Raw genomic sequence first — 16,663 nt, 5'->3', positions numbered from 1 at the left:
ACGGATGATCGAATCTTCGGATTGGGTAGTAACGATGCTGGAGCATCATTAGTAAGTCTATTGCATGTGTTCATTTTTCTCACCGAAAATCAACAACCTTATAATCTTATCTTTCTTGCATCTGCAGAAGAAGAAGTTTCGGGAAAAAACGGAATAGAGTCTGTATTACCGGAATTACCGACCATCTCTTTAGCTGTGGTAGGAGAACCCACAGGAATGCAGCCTGCCACAGGAGAAAAAGGATTGATGGTTCTCGATTGCTCGGTATATGGCAAATCGGGACACGCAGCACGGAATGAAGGAGAAAACGCAATATACAAAGCGTTAAAAATAATCGAGAATTTCCGAGATTTTCAATTCCCGAAAGTTTCAGAACAATTAGGAGCTGTAAAACTCAGCGTCACACAAGTTCAAGCGGGTACTCAACATAATGTAATACCCGACCGTTGCGACTTTGTAGTCGATGTCCGGACAAACGAACTCTACAAAAATGAAGAGGCGTTCTCCATTTTGCAGAAAAACATCAACTGTGAAATGAAGGCCAGATCTTTCAGGCTCAATTCTTCAAAAATAGAACCGGATCATCCGATTATTATACGGGCAAAAATGTTAGGATTACAGCCTTTCGGATCTCCGACCCTTTCAGATCAGGCCTTAATGCCTTTTACCTCCGTAAAAATAGGTCCGGGAGATTCGGCACGATCACACACGGCAAACGAATTTATTTTGAAAAGCGAAATCAGAGAAGCAATCGATCTATACATAAAATTATTGGACAGGCTTTCTTTAGAGCCTGCCTAAATTTTGCTTACATCAGGGGTGTGAGTTTTTTCGGAGATGTTTCTCTGTTAAAAGATTTTCTCCGCTATTTTTCCGATAACCGGTGTGTCAATATACCTTTTCCACCATAAAATCCGTTTCGGAGTATATGTAAGAACCCTGAAAAAAGAATATTTCCAGTCATATCTGCGATAAGGTAAAGGATAAAGATTTATTTCTGCAAAAAAACTCAAGCACATTTTGATAAACTCATCATCCATACGTTTTCTGACTAACAATCTGATCACGCTTATTACCAGATAATCTATTTTTCTATCTAATCCGCTCCCGACAAAAGAATCAGACAATTCCTGACGATATATACATAATCCGTCAATCACCTTCATATTATCATAAAAGCGTTTTTCTTCATATTCTTTTCCCTGTTTATTGATTACAGACTCACTATTATAACAGTAATAATAAAGCAGCACCGGTAAAAACGTAACCGTCTCGGCAACACAAAATGCCCGTGATACAAAATCCTCATCCGAATGTGCTATTTTTTCCTGAAATTTCAAGTTATTTTTAAGCACAAATCTTCGATTAAAAAAATATCCCCAAAGAATCCCCAACGGTTGCTGCATATTCATATATTCTGCACCGGACATCTCCCTGCAATAGGGCAACAATTGATTGCTATACGGTTTTTCATTTCCTTCCGAATCGACTTTTAAATAATCGAACCCGACAATATCTTGATCATATTGAGAAATCAGTAAAGACAGCAAATGATAAAAAGATGCCGTATTGATATAATCATCAGCATCGACAAACATGATATAGCGACCTTTGGCATAATTCATCCCCAAATTCCGTGCTCCTCCCGGTCCGGCTTTGCGTCGATGATAAACGTGCAACTGCGGTATTTGCTCTTCCATCTTCTGCAATACTTCTAAACTCCGATCCGAGGAACTGTCATCTACCGCTATAATCTCATAACTACCTTCTGGAGCAGAAGAAGATATAATACTTTGCAAACATCTCTCTATATAGGATTCCGCATTATATACGGGGATAATAATACTGATCTCAAGCATAACTCAGGATTTGGAAACGAAGATACATTTTTTTCATGACTTTCCCATAAGCTGGATAAAAAAGCTATCTTTGTCAATAAATCGGAATATTGATGAAAATACTGCTATTAGGAGAAGCCAGCAATCTGCATTGGACTTTGTCTGAGGGTCTCCGATCTCTCGGACATAAAGTTACTGTCATATCTAACGGCAGCGTATGGATGAACAACAATCGTGACATCAATCTAAAACGTAAAAGTTATAGCTTTCCCGACACTCTACACTATGCAGGATCGCTTATATACCATTTAAAAGACCTGACAGGATATGATATCGTACAAATCAATCATCCCTGCTTTCTCGATTTCAAAGCGAGCACTTGTTACAGAATATTTAGATTCCTCAAAAAGCACAATAAAAAGATCTTTTTAGGAGCTTTCGGAACAGATCACTATTGGGTAAAACATTGTCTCGATAAAAAGACATTCAGATACTCGGACTTTTACATAGGGGACAGTTTCAACACGTATATTCCTGGTAATGAAAAAACCATTCAGGAATGGATGACTGGTGAAAAAGCCGAAATAAATAAAAAAATGGCAGAAGAAGCAAACGGGATATCATGCTGCCTGTATGAATACTATATTTCTTATTATTCCGAATTTAAAGAAAAAGCCAAATACTTGCCCTTACCGATAAATCTGCAAGAACACCCGCTACGCAACATTCCGAAATACCCCGAACAAGTACAATTTTTTATCGGAATACAAAAAGACCGCAATGAATTAAAAGGGACAGACCGAATGCTCAACGTTCTGCAAAAACTGGCAAGAGATTATCCTGATATAGTAAAAATCGCCAAAGCCGTCTCTGTTCCTTATCAAGAATATAAGCAAATGATGTACGGATCGGACATTCTGCTCGATCAATTATATTCATATACTCCGGGGATGAACGGATTGATCGCCATGGCGAAAGGACTGGTCGTTATCGGAGGAGGAGAACCGGAAATGTACGATCTTATGGGAGAGCAAGAAAACAGACCTATTATCAATGTTTTACCGGACGAACAGGATATTTACCAAAAAGCCGAATCATTGATAATGCATCGGGAATCGTTAGAACAACGATCTTTAAACAGTCGTCATTTCGTAGAAAAACATCATGATCATATCAAAGTAGCCGGAGAATACCTTCATTTCTGGGAATCCCGATAATCTATCTCGTCGCACGTTCATATAAAATACCCTTAACAAGCCAAATATAGTATTTGAAAGGCGATACCGGTCGTTTTTCTCCTTTTCTGAAAGCCTGCCAAGTAAATTTCACCATTGCCGGAAAAGCCAACCAGCCCTTAAAATGGTGGCACAACGCACCCATCGTCATTGCCGCACGCAAAGTAAAAGCACTGCTATCGCCGTTAGACATACATGGATGAAGAACAATATATTTAGGGAAAAAACGAGCTTGCAACCCTTGTTTCAAACAGGCATCGACAAACATGAGTTCCTCTCCTCCGGATAACCGGGCACTTCCCAACCCGAACCGTTCGTCAAACCATATTCCTTTTTGCTTCACGGCTTCTACTCTAAAAGCTATTTCAATAGAACTAGGAGCATACCCTTTCCATCGAGTATAAGATTTCTCTACTAAAGGATATTTTTTATATTCCGACTCTCCGTCAGGAGTCTTTGTTTTAAAAAATGCAAGGTCTATCTCTTTATGAGTGCGAAAAGTATCTAAAATCGTATCGAACGTATCTTCAAAATAAAAGAGGTCATCATCAGCAATAAGCGCTATTCCGTCATTGACAAATGTCATTACATGATTACGGTTTCGGCACAATCCCCTACCCGGTAAAGTGACTATCTGCACATCTTTCCGTCTCAATGCATCAGGAATAAGCGAGAGAAATTTCTCGTCACTATATTGAAAAGAAACGACATAACGTACATCTTCCCGCTCAGGTTTCAACAAATGCGGCACTCGTGTTATTCCCTCATCTAACGTACAAACCAAAACATGTAATACCATAACTCCTAATTTTATTTATCGTTTTTTTATTCGACCCACCCACCGGTCAATCCGGTTGTATAGCCTCGGATTCATATAAAAAAGAAAACCTTCTATCCTATTCTTACATCCTCCGCGATGATACAATACATTACAAAATGATACTTTATAAGCCGATATACGTGCATAAAATACCTTTCGTTCACTCACAGACAGGCTATCGCTCAACCGCACTGCCGTACATATACAGTCTCCTACAATACGATTTATATATGATGCAACCTCGTTATGCTCTTTACAGAAAATGATCAGACGTTCAGCTACCGTTATCAAATCAAGGCAACGTTGTAAAGACGCTTTTCGAGTCGTCGAGCCCGGACGGCAATATACATAATAAACAGGCTGGCGACTATATAAAACCGATTTAGCATAAAAGAGCGCACGAGGAATAAATTCAGTATCCTCATGAACAACCCCTTCTACAAAACGCAGCTTATGCTGTAACAATAATTCACGTCGCCACAAATAGAGGCAAATGGCCAAATTATTATCCAATACTTTGAAGAAGTCGAGTCCGGAAAAAATTTTATCGGCAGGTGTATTTCTTAATTTTTCCTGAAAACTCTTTCCATCGGTATTTATACGATCTATTGCCAATACTTCGATACCATTATCATCGCACAATGCCAGCAGACGTCCCAAACAATTGGCTTCTATCCAATCGTCACTATCCACAAACCAAATATATTCACCCTGAGCCTTGCTCAATCCGTAATTACGGGCCGCCCCCTGTTTTTTATTACTCTGAGTCAATACGACAACGTTGGCATGCTCCATCGCATAACGTGATAAGATGACATTACTGCTATCGGTCGAACCGTCATCTACAACGACAATTTCATAGCTATCGGCAGGTATATCTTGTCGCAAACAACTTTGCAAGCAACGATCTATATACTTCTCACCATTATATACCGGTATAATTATCGATAACTTCACCATAATATCAATCTATTTATCATCATTTTCGTCCGATTTATTCAACATTTTCCAACCGAGCCTTTTTTTCAGCATCGTTATTGAATAAATCACAGATATACCTGTAAACAACCACGCTGCCAACATATACCAGCCGGTTTGACCGAAGCGGCAGAACGCAAATGCAGGCAGACAAATCGAAAGTACCGTTATCAACACTCGATAAAACGAATGCTCGAATCTCAATCTATAATAGCGCCGGCACAAGAGCCACATACCTGTTCCGTAAAGAAAGAAATTCATCAGATAAGCAATGCCTATTCCCTCAAGTCCCCAAACCATATATGCCGTTATATTCAGAACAAAAGATACCGTATCAGAAAGAAATTCCGTAATCATAAATAATTTTCCAGCACCTTTTGCTAACACCACAAACCCCATAGTCCAGGAAACCGCTTTAAACAAAACTCCTATAATCGCCCAAGATATATAATCCCCTATCCGCAAAAAATCTGTTGTATAAAGAATCCTGATAATCCAAGACTGGCAAACAAGAAACAAGCAGACGACAGGCAGCAAAATAATCAATGAGGCTTCTGCCTGCCTCGAAACCTGTTCTCCGACCAGTTTCCGGTCATCGGCTATTGCAGCCAGACGAGGATAATATTCTGTTCCCATAGCCGTAAAGACCAACCCTACATAACGAGTTATCAAAGTATATCCTGAAGTATAGTACCCGACATCCGCCATACCGGAATGGGAGTTAAGCCAAGCTATAAAAAGATAATTCAATAACGTCGTTATAAAGCCGCTTATCGTCATATAGATGCCGAGCATAGCCATAGGTTTTCCTATATTCCACGTTTCTCCAGCCGATAATTTGGCTGCTCGTACCGGGACTCTCCGACTATAAATCCAAGTAAAAATCAAACTTGTCAAAGCAACAAGAATCAAAGAAGGCACAATACCCTCTATGCGCCAAAAATAATACATCGGCAGTGATAGCAATAATGCGGTAACAGCTCCCCAAACACTACTCTTGGCAAGAACCTTTATCCGTCCCAATCCCTGCAAGACAGCCTGCTCTCCCGAAGACAGGGCATTGAAAAGCAAAGCGCATGAAAGCCAAACGAACCCCCAAATATGCTGATCGTTGTCGAATGTCAAGCGGCTCAATAAGGGCGCAAACGACAAAACGATCACTGCCCCGGCCAAACCCACAAACCACGACCAACGCCGAACGACAGTTACCACTTCTGACAGTCGATGCTCGTTTTTCTGCGATACGGCTTTCGATACATCCCGTACCGTACTTTGACGCAAGCCCAATCCGGTAACGGCAGCAATCATCTCAAGCGCCGCATTGTATAAATTTATGATACCGACTCCTTCCGCCCCAAGCCATATTGCAATAAACTTTACCTTTACAAAGGAACAAATAATGCCGATAACCTGCACTCCACCGAATAATCCGGTAGATTTTACAATACGCCGATATGTTGAGACAGAGCCTTTTTCTGACATTATTATACTTTATTTTTCATATTCCGGAAGCCAGATTTCATAATAGCCGTTAGTCCAAATTTTAAGGTACTTATTCTTGTGCAAGAAACGATTTATCAACAGATTCTTTCCTTTATTCGCATCATTTGCCATATAATCATCCGAATAACCATCCGGCCAATCGATCCATAGTCCTTTGAATTTCTGAAGTACGACTACCGGAAGAGCCTGACGCTCTCTACCGGCACGGGATAAAGCCTCTTGTAGCAGATCTTTATCATATAAATAGAGCCAAGGATTATATGCATAGGGCTTTGTCTGTGTTAAATAATGCAACATCGGAGAATTATCATAAATCAATGTATAATCCCCTTCCGAAACATATCTGTCCAATGCAGAAAGCACTTCCTGAGATACAGAAGCCCTTTTTTGAGAAGTATAAATTCCTCTTAAAAAAAGATGATCGACCGAATAGATTTTCTTAAAACGCGATCCTTGATCGAAATAGGTATAACTTATATGTCTCTGAACCGATAAACAGACAAACAATATCAACAAAATCGATCCCGTTTTTCTCAGTATACGATTCGAAATTCCTCTCGAAACAGAGAGTTCCCGAACCTCCTTTTCCGAATAAGCTACAACCAACGGCAAAGTCAAAAACATCGAAAATCTACCCACGAGATCAACAGCTCCGTCACTCCCCAAAGGCTGAATAACCAGTAACATTCCGGCAGCTAAAGCCACAGTTTTTATAGACGACGGTTCTTTCCACAATAAAAACAAAACTGTAGCTAACGAAAGGAAATAAAGCAAATATAACGCTCCATAAAAATATAAAAAAGAAGCAAAAACAAGAAATGCAAAAATAGCGACTATTCTGATAAAAGTCTTATTCCTGAATCTCCTTATCAAATAAAAGAAACATATTCCCCAAAATGCAAAAAACAACCCGGTAAACCCTATTTCTAAATATTGTCTGACCGTTGTTCTGAACATCGAATAAATATTATGAGATGCCTCAGAAGATTGGCCTATATGAAATATCCAATCGAGACATGTAAAGAAAGGGTGCAAATGACCGACTCTCCACATAAACAAAAAAACCAAAAGTAGTGCTGAAAAATATCCCGTCAGAAAATAAGTTGCAGTACAGGCAGCCCATTTGATTCCTTTCCTGAAAATCCAAGCTTCATAAAGAATTATTAAAACGAATACGACTCCAAGAACATTCGGAATCCGGGTAAATGCGTTCAGTGCAAATATCATCCCGGTCCCGATAATCCAGCCCTTACTATTTTCAGCACGTATTCCTTTTAACAACAAACCGATACCCACTACATACAATAACGCGCTGACATTATTATAATAAAGGCTCGGCACATCATCGAAAATATACAGAACAGACATAGCTACCCCGACACGGATAGTCCAAAGCGGTAAGTAAGGTTTTAAAATACGACAGACAAACGCTGCTGTTAAAACAATTATCAAAACTCCGGCAAAACGCATCAATAGCAAACCACCTTCAGGAAACAAAGCATAAAGCGATCCTCCCAATACGCCTGCAAACCAATACATAAATGCGTATGTAACCGATTCAGGATCATTAAAAATTTGCTGATAAAATGTCATAAAGAAACCTTCATCAGCAAAATCGAGACCTTGCGGAATAAATATGAGCTGGAACAAAAACAGAATCGATAAAAATACCCATTGCGGCATTCTCTCGATCGCCAATATCACATCACTTTTTCTTTCCATTCGTTTAAATCAAGGTTAATCTTCGGTTACCAACTCAATTCATACGTATCATATACGATGCCTCTTCCTCCGAATCCTTCTTTTTGAGCGATTAATCCGGAATTAAGAAAAGAACCTTTATTCTCTGTAGATTGTCCGAAATCAAAAACTTTCCTATCTGAATAGCGATCAGTAATCAGGTAGTGGAACAACAAGTCAAGAGCTCCGAATTCTTTCCCTTCTGGAGATGCGGATATATATTGCGAATGAACCCATTCATCCATCTCGAAAATCACACATCCGGCGACAACCCGTTCCCCTTTGCAAGCTGTAAATAACCGTATGTTATTCGGAAAACGTCCTTTCAGAAGGGACATTTCTTCTACGGTATGCACCGGCAGTCTATTATAACGATCCGACAAATTTTCAGACAACACCCGCCAAAAGTTTTCCAAATCAGAAGATTCCTGTACAACAATCCCGCAAGACAGAGCCCTTTTTATTCCGCGACGACGCAGTTGGCTGAAAGGAATCCTGCACGGAATAGAAACTGTCGTGGAAAGATTGCGAGCAACCAACCTCGCATTATTCCTGAATAATGCATATAAATCCTCTTGAGAAGGATAACGATGATAAATATCCGGTACGCATTTATAAACGAGCTTAGAAAAACCCCGTTCCGACAGCCAAGAGAACAACAGAGAAAAAATATTCAATACCCTATCTGCCGTACATTTTGAAGACAGCACCAGACCTCCGTACGTCAATCCTTGATGAGACCACAATACATCTCCTTCCCGATTAGCAGGCAACACGGCAATCAACTTTCCTTTATAACGGAATAACAAAGAATTATCGATAAATCTGTCTGAATGATAATCCATATAATTCCGAAAAAAAAGGAATGTTCCATTTCTGGAATTTGCAATAAAACAATCCCATTCAGGCCGTAAAGCCGGAATATATTGCTGTATTTCGATCCGGGTTTCCATATTGCCTGATTATTATTTATTCAACCACGGTTCAGGGTTAAGTTTAGTAGTCTCTTTCCAAAGCTGAAAATGCAATACGGTACGGTTATTTTCTTCCGGATCGGAATAAATTCTCCCGATAGATTGTCTCGTAGTCACTTTATCTCCGGCCTTTACAAACACTTCGCTAAGATTGGAATAGATCGTCAGGTAATTCCCGTGTCGGATAATGACCGAACTGTTATAACCCGGCATTACAAATACACGGGTAACCACACCATTGAAAACAGAACGGGCCGTTGTTCCCGGTGTCGTTTGTATATCTATACCGCTACTGTTTACCTGCACATATTTCAACTCTTGATGCTGTTGCTGTCCGAAATGTCCTACAATCATATATTTGCCGGATAAAGGCATAGGCAAACGTCCTTTATTCTGAGAAAAACTGTTCGACAACTCAAGTTCGTCCTTAGTCATGGCGTAACCGCCTTTTGTCTGAGATTTGCGAACCTCCCCAGCAGAAGCAGAAGCATTCTTCCCGGATTTTTTATCGGCGTTTGCCGCTTTTTTTGCCGCTTCCGCCGCACGTCTTGCTTCTTCTGCGGCTCTACGAGCCTCCTCGGCAATCAATTGTTCGATACGGCGATTCAAAGCTGCAGCCTGTTTTCTTTGGGCATTCAGTTCTTTCTGAAGTTCTTTTTCTTTCTTCTTAAGATCTGCCACAACCTCTTTCTGCGACTTCTCTTTCTGTTTCAACTTATTTGCAACATCGGTACGTTTTCCCAATACCGCATTTTTTTCAGCCCGGGTTTTAGCCAATTCTGCTTTTTTCTTTTCCAACTCTGCCTGTTGTTCGGATATCTTTATCGCCTCCTTTTTCCTCCAAGCCGAATATTCCCGCAAGTAACGAATCCTTCGATAAGATTGATTTAAAGAATTCGATGAAAAAACAAACATCAAAGTTTCATAACCCGAATTTCTACCTGCAATTCCCCGGATAGCTTTGGCATAAGCCTCTTTCTTGGCATTCAAATCTTTCTCGAGTCGGGATATCGTTTCATTAATCTTTCTCTCTTGTTTATTAATATTCGAGATTTCGGCATTCAAAGCTGTGATCACTTCCTTATGTTTCGTTATCTCAGCCGTCAACTTGTTCAATTGATGCAAAGATTGGAGAGCCGACTTTTTCGTAGTCTTCAACTCCTTATCGGTCTTCGCAATAGATTGCAACGCTTCTTTCCTCTGTTTCTGCAAATCTTTTACTTTTTTAGACGATTGAGCAACAGAAGTCTCGGCAACCACAGCCATCAAACAAATTATCAATATACGCTTTATCATTTCAAAAACATATTTAACAAATCACGTATCGGCACTTTTCTATATTGTGAAGACACCGAAAAATCTACGTTGAAAGTCTTGTTCCACTCGGGAGAAATATTCTCCATTTTAAGAGTCAAGTTTTTATTTCCTATTCCGCTTGTCCGGACCTCCATTTCCGAAGGAAACCAAAATTCCCCTTGATTCGTAAATTTCAAATAGCTCCATGTTATCTGCATTTGTCCGGATATATCCAAAGCTCGTGTTTCTCTTAAACGTGCCAACTCATCCAATTCAAATAAACAAGAAAAACGGGACAGATCTTTTATAGAAAAGCTCCAATCCGATTTTTCTTTCATCCAAGAAAAATTTCGGTAATCCGATATATCCAAACGATCTTTCCCCGGTAAAAAAGGTCTTCCCAAAAACAATGCTTGTATAGTAGAAAGAGACAAATCGACCGGTAATTTCGATTTATATGCCGCTATAGATTCCGCAACATAACGTTTTCCCATTTTATCCAAAATCCAAACACTGTCATTAGTTAGCCGCACACGGAACATTTCGATCCCTAAAAACGGTTGAACCGATATTTGTAAAATCTTATCCTTTATTATACGTACTGTCGCTTTACTTTTCAAATTTCCCGCACTTGTGGTTATCACAAAAGAAGTTTTCGCAGAGTAAGACGTATAATCCGGACTATTCTTCAGACAATCGGAAAAAACACGTTTTTCCGACTCCGACTGTTCTCCGGATATTTTCATCTTTTCTCCGATATGGGAAGTCTTACATCCGACAAACAGAACTCCGAAAGCTATGGACACAGCCCAAATGAATCTTCTCATTCTTCGTAATATTTTTTATCTTTTATTTTCTGAGGCAACATTTTAGAATCGCTGCCTTTTTCAAGGGCATCATTCCAATACTCCAAAGCACCATCGACATCCCCCGTCATAAACAAAACGTCTCCATAATGTTCCAACAATGCAGCACTTTCATTTCCGCCCTTGTCCAATGCACTTTTTAAATATATTTTTGCCAGCGTATAATTTCCTTGTTGGAAAAATACCCATGCATACGTATCAAGATAAGTCGGATTATCAGGTTCTTGTTTAACAGCATCTCCGCTCATTCTTTCAGCCTTCGACAAATCTTTCTTCTGAAGAGCCAAATAATAACTGTAATTATTTAAAACCCCGATATTTCCGGGATTATATTCCAAAGCCTTATCGAATGCGGCATAAGCAGAATCCGGTTGCCGCGCCTGATAATAGGTATCGCCTATTTGTCCGTATAAATCAGAAATAAGGGCGCGATTTTCAGGATTGGTATGCTTTAAGCCGGTTTTTAATGTTGCAACAGCCTTATCATACTCTTTTTTCATCATATAGGACGAACCTAAATAGATATACAAAACAGCTTCATCGGGTAAATAAGAAAGAGCTTTTTCTCCTGCGACAATAGCATCGTCATATTTCTTCTGATCCAAAATAGCACCTATTAATTGCTGCCAATATTCCAAACGTACGGGAGCTAAATCTACAGCAATCTGCATCTGCGCAATGGCATCGTTCTTTTTCTGACGTATCCACAATACATCAGCATACAATTTATGAAGTTCCTCCTCTTGAGGATGCATTTCGAGCAATGCGGAAAACATCGAATCCGCTTGATCCAAATTCTCTTTTTTCTGCAACAACTCCGAAAGAAAACCGGTCAATATTTTCTGTTTAGTCTCCACATCCAGATTTTTACTCAGCAAAGCATCCAGAATTTGCTTCTGATAAGCTTCTTTATTCCCCTTCTTATTGTAATAGTTGGCTTTAGACACCATCAAATATGCATTGTCAGGCTCTATTTCACCGGCATGTTGATATACTTTCCAGGCATCTTCATCCCGATTCGAATCAAGATAAAGATCTCCCAACAAAATAAGATAAGTAATATCTTTCGGATGAGCATCGATCAAACGCTGCACTTCGGCAAAAGCCTTGTCATCTTGTTTTAAGGCCTTATACAGTTTTACTTTTTGAAGAATTATAGGTTCTACGACACCCATCGATTGTTCTAATTGATTATACGCATCTATAGCCTGCTGGAACTCGCCCTTTTGCGCATAAACCTCCGCCAACATATAATTCAACTCCGGCTTATTAGGATTATATTCGATCATCCGTCGAATCAGAGAAATCGCCTGCTCAGCATCACCGAGATTCTGAGCAAGATTGGCAGCCATAACATTATACCAATAGTTATCCGGACTTTTCTCCGCAGCTTCTTTTAAACAATCATACGCAAGCTGCGGCTTTTTTAAATGCAGGTAATAATTGGCTAAATTATATTTGACAACGGCACTCGACGTATCTATAGCAGCAGCTTGCTGCAACAAATCAAAAGCAGCATCCTGTTTCCCGAGATTTTTCATCCGGTCGGCTTCCAGAAAAAAATAGTCGAACTTACGTTGATCCGATTCAGACAAAACTCTTCCGACATCCGTTCGCTTTTTGCTGAAATTACGACTACTTCCGCAAGAAAAACAAACTGACAATAATGTCAAACAGAGCAATAAACGATAATCTATATATCTCATTTACAAAAAAAATTGTATACAAAAACACTTTTATTTTACACCCGTATGTCCAAAACCTCCTGCTCCTCGGTCGCTATCTTCAAGGGTTTGCACTTCGACCCAATCTACCCGACAATATTCTTTTACAACCATTTGACAGATGCGTTCACCATCATTAATGACAAAATCTTCATTCGAAAAATTAATCAAAATAATACCAATCTCTCCTCGATAATCGGCATCGATCGTACCCGGAGAATTGAGAATCCCTATTCCCTTTTTCAACGCCAGCCCACTACGAGGACGTATCTGGGCTTCATATCCTTCGGGAAGTTCGATATATAATCCCGTAGGAATCAGTACCCGCTGCATCGGTTTAAGTACCACAGGTTCATCCAAGTTAGCACGAATATCCATTCCTGCAGCGTGCTCCGTACCATATTCCGGCAATTTATGTCTCGACCGGTTAACTATCTTTACTTTAACTTCCATAATCAACAATTTCCTGTTTATTTCGATCGTGTTTTCATTATCGAAAACCCAATATATTAACTTGCGAAAATAACGAAATAACCTTAAACTATCTTGCTATTTTTTTATTTTTAATGCTTTCTCTGAACTATTTTCTATAAAAACAATCGATTTGACTCAGTTATTTTGTATTTTTAATCTTGTCATAAATATCCGTTTCTAAATAAAGAGAAACAAGATCATTTATCGAGGTATTATTTTTTTTGTATTTTTGCCAAACAACATCGTATTCGAAACAAAATGAAATATACAGAATCCAGAATGTCTTGGGAGCGTTTACTCTCCTCTAAACGATTCGGATTGGAACGCTATCACGAAGAACGACGACATTCACGTTCCGATTTTCAAAGAGACTATGACCGCCTTGTTTTTTCTGCTCCGTTCAGAAGATTGCAAAACAAGACCCAGGTATTTCCTCTTCCCGGAAGCGTATTTGTACATAACCGGTTAACTCACAGTCTCGAAGTTTCATGTGTCGGTAGATCATTAGGCAACAATGTTTCTTCCGTCTTATTTGAAAAGTATGCAAACGAACCTTGGGCCGGGAAATTACACGGTATCGGAGCTATTGTCGCTGCCGCCTGTCTGGCTCATGATATGGGCAACCCGCCTTTCGGACATTCCGGAGAAAGAGCTATCGCTACTTATTTTTCAGAGGGAAACGGCCTCAGCTTAAAAAATAAACTGGGAACAGACGAATGGAAAGACTTGACCCATTTTGAAGGGAATGCAAATGCTTTTCGATTATTGACTCATCAATTTAACGGACGACGGTCCGGAGGATTCGTTATGACTTATTCGACTTTGGCATCGATCGTAAAATACCCTTACGCATCGAATCTTGCAGGAGAAAAAGGAAAGTTCGGCTTTTTTACTTCCGAAGCCGATGATTTTGTCAAAGTAGCAGATACCTTAGGCATGTTGCGTATGGATACATTCGGAATACGATACTGCCGACACCCGCTCGTTTACTTAGTAGAAGCAGCAGACGATATCTGTTATCAGGTAATGGATATAGAAGATGCACACAAGCTCAAAATATTAACGACCGAGAAAACAAAAGAACTGTTTCTCGGGTTCTTTTCGGGTTCTCGTTTGAAACACATTCAGGAAACACTGAATATCGTATCGGACATTAACGAGCAAATCGCTTATCTGCGCTCCTGCGTAGTAGGAGTATTGGTAGATGAATGCTCTCGAATCTTTTGTGAAAGAGAAGAGGAGCTTTTGAGAGGAGAATTCGATGGCGTACTTATAAACCACATTGGCGAAACTCCGCGAAATGCCTATAAAAATTGCTCCGATGTAGCTTATGAACACATCTACAAAGCTTCGGATGTTCTGGACATAGAACTTGCCGGTAACCGCATCATTTCTGTTCTATTGGATAAACTGATCGATGCGGTCATCAATCCCGGTAAAGCATATTCACAACTGCTATTGAATAAAGTGCCGGGGCAATACGAAACCCGGGACGAAAATATCTATAAAAGAATTCAAGCCGTTATCGATTACATCTCCGGCATGACAGACGTATATGCGCTGGATTTATATCGAAAAATAAACGGAATGAGCCTTCCGGCTTTATAACCAACAACGAATAACAATGAAACAAATATATTTTTCCATACTGTCTTTTTTCCTTTTTTTTACGACATTACTTTTCGGAACAGAATACACCATCGAAACCGTCCCCAATGTGCATTTACAGAATGCCAAAGCATTCGTAAGCAATCCGGATGCAATACTCTCTCCCTCGACAGAACAGCAAATAAACTTATTGCTGGACTCTCTTCAAACGAAAACAAGCGCTGAAGTTGCCGTCGTAGCCGTAAATTCCATTGGGGATGCCGATATAAAGCAATTCGCTACCGCATTATTCGAACATTGGGGTATAGGAAAACGGGAAAAAGACAACGGACTGTTGATATTATTCGTTTTAGACCAACGTAAAATCACATTCGAAACAGGATACGGATTGGAAGGTATTTTACCGGATGCCATCTGCAAACGCATTCAAACTCGGTACATGCTTCCTGAATTCAAAACAGAAAATTACGATAAAGGAATGTTACAGGGATTGAACGTCATATATCACAGATTAAGTACTCCGGAAGTTCAAGATGAATTATGGGTACAGAGTCAAACCGCACAAGAAGACTGGGGTAAAGTATTACAATATTATGCAATCACCTCTCTTTTATTTTCCATAATATTGCTTTTTATGATACGGTCTTCCGTGAAATCATCGAAAACGAAAGACAATTATGAGCAATATAGAGCTTTGTCAGGATATAAAAATACCTTAACCGTACTCTCTTTTATTTTCCCGGTTTTCGTATTATTCCTGTATATATGGATTTCGATCCGATTAAAACAATTGAGAAACAAACCTCGGAAATGCGACCTATGCGGATCAAAAATGAGAAAACTCAATGAAGAGGAAGATAACCGTTATTTAACTCCGCAAGAAAACACCGAAGAAAAATTACAATCGGTCGATTATGACGTCTGGCTATGCGACCAGTGCGGAAATACAGAAGTCTATCCATACGAAAATCGTTACACCAAATACAGCTCCTGTCCGCAATGCCATGCAAAAGCTTACAGCTTAGATCGAGATCGTATACTAATTGCACCAACTCCGTTTTCAACCGGAACAGGCGAAAAAATATACCATTGTGCACACTGTAATTTCCAGAAAAAAAGCACTTACATAATACCTATGATCATCGTCGCATCCGGGAATAACCGAAGAGGCGGCGGTTTCGGAGGTTTTAGCGGAGGAAGTTTCGGTGGTGGCCGATCCGGAGGCGGAGGAGCAACATCCGGATGGTAATTTATATGCATATTTATTCTATATCATCTATTTTATGCAAATAGAAATATTCTAAAATCAAAAATAGATTATTTTGTAAACCGATTCTGGAGAGCATTAATTCCCGACAAAAGTATACCTTTAACAAACAAAGAGCCACAAAATGCCATAAACCTATTTTCTTTCTTCTATATGCATTTCCCCTAATATAGGTCTAATTATTGAGTAAATATACAAAGAGATAAAATATAAATATTATTATTGCAAAGCTTTGTATTATAAATACATAATACAATTTAAAAAGAATCATTCTAAATAATAAAATTATTATTTTAGGATAATTAACACTGTATTTCTATACAAATATCTATATTTGCAC

14 protein-coding genes are annotated in these 16,663 nt (G+C 39.4%); 4 read left to right on the top strand and 10 right to left on the bottom strand.

All coding sequences use genetic code 11. The features are described 5' to 3' along the window. Positions 1–801 (top strand): M20/M25/M40 family metallo-hydrolase (locus AC1WHX_RS04435; RefSeq protein ID WP_481228893.1); only part of this gene is annotated, 801 nt, incomplete at its 5' end. 47 nt (positions 802–848) lie between these two features. Here AC1WHX_RS04435 and AC1WHX_RS04430 read toward each other — a convergent pair. Beyond that, complete coding sequence (locus AC1WHX_RS04430) at positions 849–1,859, bottom strand: glycosyltransferase family 2 protein (protein ID WP_481228891.1); 1,011 nt, start codon at positions 1,857–1,859, stop codon at positions 849–851. A gap of 92 nt (positions 1,860–1,951) precedes the next feature. Between AC1WHX_RS04430 and AC1WHX_RS04425 the strand changes: the two genes are divergently transcribed. Then, positions 1,952–3,055 (top strand): glycosyltransferase, encoded by a 1,104-nt coding sequence (locus AC1WHX_RS04425; protein WP_122337639.1) that lies wholly within the window; start codon positions 1,952–1,954, stop codon positions 3,053–3,055. A gap of 1 nt (position 3,056) precedes the next feature. Here AC1WHX_RS04425 and AC1WHX_RS04420 read toward each other — a convergent pair whose 3' ends face one another. The 9 genes from AC1WHX_RS04420 to dut are packed head-to-tail and all read right to left on the bottom strand — an operon-like array spanning position 3,057 to position 13,427. Continuing rightward, positions 3,057–3,872, bottom strand: a complete 816-nt coding sequence (locus tag AC1WHX_RS04420; protein ID WP_122337640.1) for a hypothetical protein — start codon at positions 3,870–3,872, stop codon at positions 3,057–3,059. Positions 3,873–3,887: 15 nt separating this feature from the next. Further along, the gene (locus AC1WHX_RS04415; RefSeq protein WP_122337641.1) at positions 3,888–4,853 is read right to left on the bottom strand and encodes a glycosyltransferase family 2 protein; all 966 of its coding nucleotides are present in this window, start codon (positions 4,851–4,853) and stop codon (positions 3,888–3,890) included. A 9-nt stretch (positions 4,854–4,862) separates the two neighbouring features. Beyond that, positions 4,863–6,353: an O-antigen translocase gene (locus AC1WHX_RS04410; protein WP_122337642.1), complete on the bottom strand. Its 1,491-nt coding sequence runs from the start codon at positions 6,351–6,353 to the stop codon at positions 4,863–4,865. A gap of 9 nt (positions 6,354–6,362) precedes the next feature. Next, positions 6,363–8,096, bottom strand: a complete 1,734-nt coding sequence (locus tag AC1WHX_RS04405) for a hypothetical protein (RefSeq protein ID WP_147412109.1) — start codon at positions 8,094–8,096, stop codon at positions 6,363–6,365. A gap of 26 nt (positions 8,097–8,122) precedes the next feature. Continuing rightward, positions 8,123–9,067 (bottom strand): GNAT family N-acetyltransferase, encoded by a 945-nt coding sequence (locus AC1WHX_RS04400; RefSeq protein WP_022390081.1) that lies wholly within the window; start codon positions 9,065–9,067, stop codon positions 8,123–8,125. Between the two features lie 12 nt (positions 9,068–9,079). Next, a complete protein-coding gene (locus AC1WHX_RS04395; protein WP_481228889.1) occupies positions 9,080–10,384 on the bottom strand; it encodes a murein hydrolase activator EnvC family protein in 1,305 nt (434 codons plus the stop codon). Next, positions 10,381–11,211, bottom strand: a complete 831-nt coding sequence (gene lolB1, locus AC1WHX_RS04390) for a lipoprotein insertase outer membrane protein LolB1 (RefSeq protein WP_122337645.1) — start codon at positions 11,209–11,211, stop codon at positions 10,381–10,383. Before lolB1 ends, AC1WHX_RS04395 begins: the two co-directional genes overlap by 4 nt. Then, positions 11,208–12,956 (bottom strand): tetratricopeptide repeat protein, encoded by a 1,749-nt coding sequence (locus AC1WHX_RS04385; protein WP_303115854.1) that lies wholly within the window; start codon positions 12,954–12,956, stop codon positions 11,208–11,210. Before AC1WHX_RS04385 ends, lolB1 begins: the two co-directional genes overlap by 4 nt. Before the next feature lie 30 nt (positions 12,957–12,986). After that, on the bottom strand, positions 12,987–13,427 hold the full coding sequence (gene dut, locus AC1WHX_RS04380) for a dUTP diphosphatase (RefSeq protein ID WP_022390085.1): 441 nt from the start codon (positions 13,425–13,427) through the stop codon (positions 12,987–12,989). 300 nt (positions 13,428–13,727) lie between these two features. Here dut and dgt point away from each other — a divergent pair, with 300 nt between their 5' ends. Continuing rightward, positions 13,728–15,056, top strand: coding sequence for a dGTP triphosphohydrolase (dgt, locus tag AC1WHX_RS04375; RefSeq protein ID WP_302544764.1), 1,329 nt, complete (start codon positions 13,728–13,730; stop codon positions 15,054–15,056). A 16-nt stretch (positions 15,057–15,072) separates the two neighbouring features. Then, positions 15,073–16,305, top strand: a complete 1,233-nt coding sequence (locus AC1WHX_RS04370; RefSeq protein ID WP_303115851.1) for a TPM domain-containing protein — start codon at positions 15,073–15,075, stop codon at positions 16,303–16,305. The last annotated feature ends 358 nt before the right edge of the window (positions 16,306–16,663 follow it).

The organism is Coprobacter sp., assembly GCF_982436375.1.
Note: the sequence above shows the minus strand (reverse complement) of the source record. Positions and strands in the feature narration are given on the sequence as shown.

What these genes read in the sequence shown, in the direction of transcription:
- AC1WHX_RS04430 (WP_481228891.1), bottom strand. Translation starts at nt 1,859, where the DNA reads ATGCTTGAGATCAGTATTATTATCCCCGTATATAATGCGGAATCCTAT.
- AC1WHX_RS04425 (WP_122337639.1), top strand. Translation starts at nt 1,952, where the DNA reads ATGAAAATACTGCTATTAGGAGAAGCCAGCAATCTGCATTGGACTTTG.
- AC1WHX_RS04420 (WP_122337640.1), bottom strand. Translation starts at nt 3,872, where the DNA reads ATGGTATTACATGTTTTGGTTTGTACGTTAGATGAGGGAATAACACGA.
- AC1WHX_RS04415 (WP_122337641.1), bottom strand. Translation starts at nt 4,853, where the DNA reads ATGGTGAAGTTATCGATAATTATACCGGTATATAATGGTGAGAAGTAT.
- AC1WHX_RS04410 (WP_122337642.1), bottom strand. Translation starts at nt 6,353, where the DNA reads ATGTCAGAAAAAGGCTCTGTCTCAACATATCGGCGTATTGTAAAATCT.
- AC1WHX_RS04405 (WP_147412109.1), bottom strand. Translation starts at nt 8,096, where the DNA reads ATGGAAAGAAAAAGTGATGTGATATTGGCGATCGAGAGAATGCCGCAA.
- AC1WHX_RS04400 (WP_022390081.1), bottom strand. Translation starts at nt 9,067, where the DNA reads ATGGAAACCCGGATCGAAATACAGCAATATATTCCGGCTTTACGGCCT.
- AC1WHX_RS04395 (WP_481228889.1), bottom strand. Translation starts at nt 10,384, where the DNA reads ATGATAAAGCGTATATTGATAATTTGTTTGATGGCTGTGGTTGCCGAG.
- lolB1 (WP_122337645.1), bottom strand. Translation starts at nt 11,211, where the DNA reads ATGAGAAGATTCATTTGGGCTGTGTCCATAGCTTTCGGAGTTCTGTTT.
- AC1WHX_RS04385 (WP_303115854.1), bottom strand. Translation starts at nt 12,956, where the DNA reads ATGAGATATATAGATTATCGTTTATTGCTCTGTTTGACATTATTGTCA.
- dut (WP_022390085.1), bottom strand. Translation starts at nt 13,427, where the DNA reads ATGGAAGTTAAAGTAAAGATAGTTAACCGGTCGAGACATAAATTGCCG.
- dgt (WP_302544764.1), top strand. Translation starts at nt 13,728, where the DNA reads ATGTCTTGGGAGCGTTTACTCTCCTCTAAACGATTCGGATTGGAACGC.
- AC1WHX_RS04370 (WP_303115851.1), top strand. Translation starts at nt 15,073, where the DNA reads ATGAAACAAATATATTTTTCCATACTGTCTTTTTTCCTTTTTTTTACG.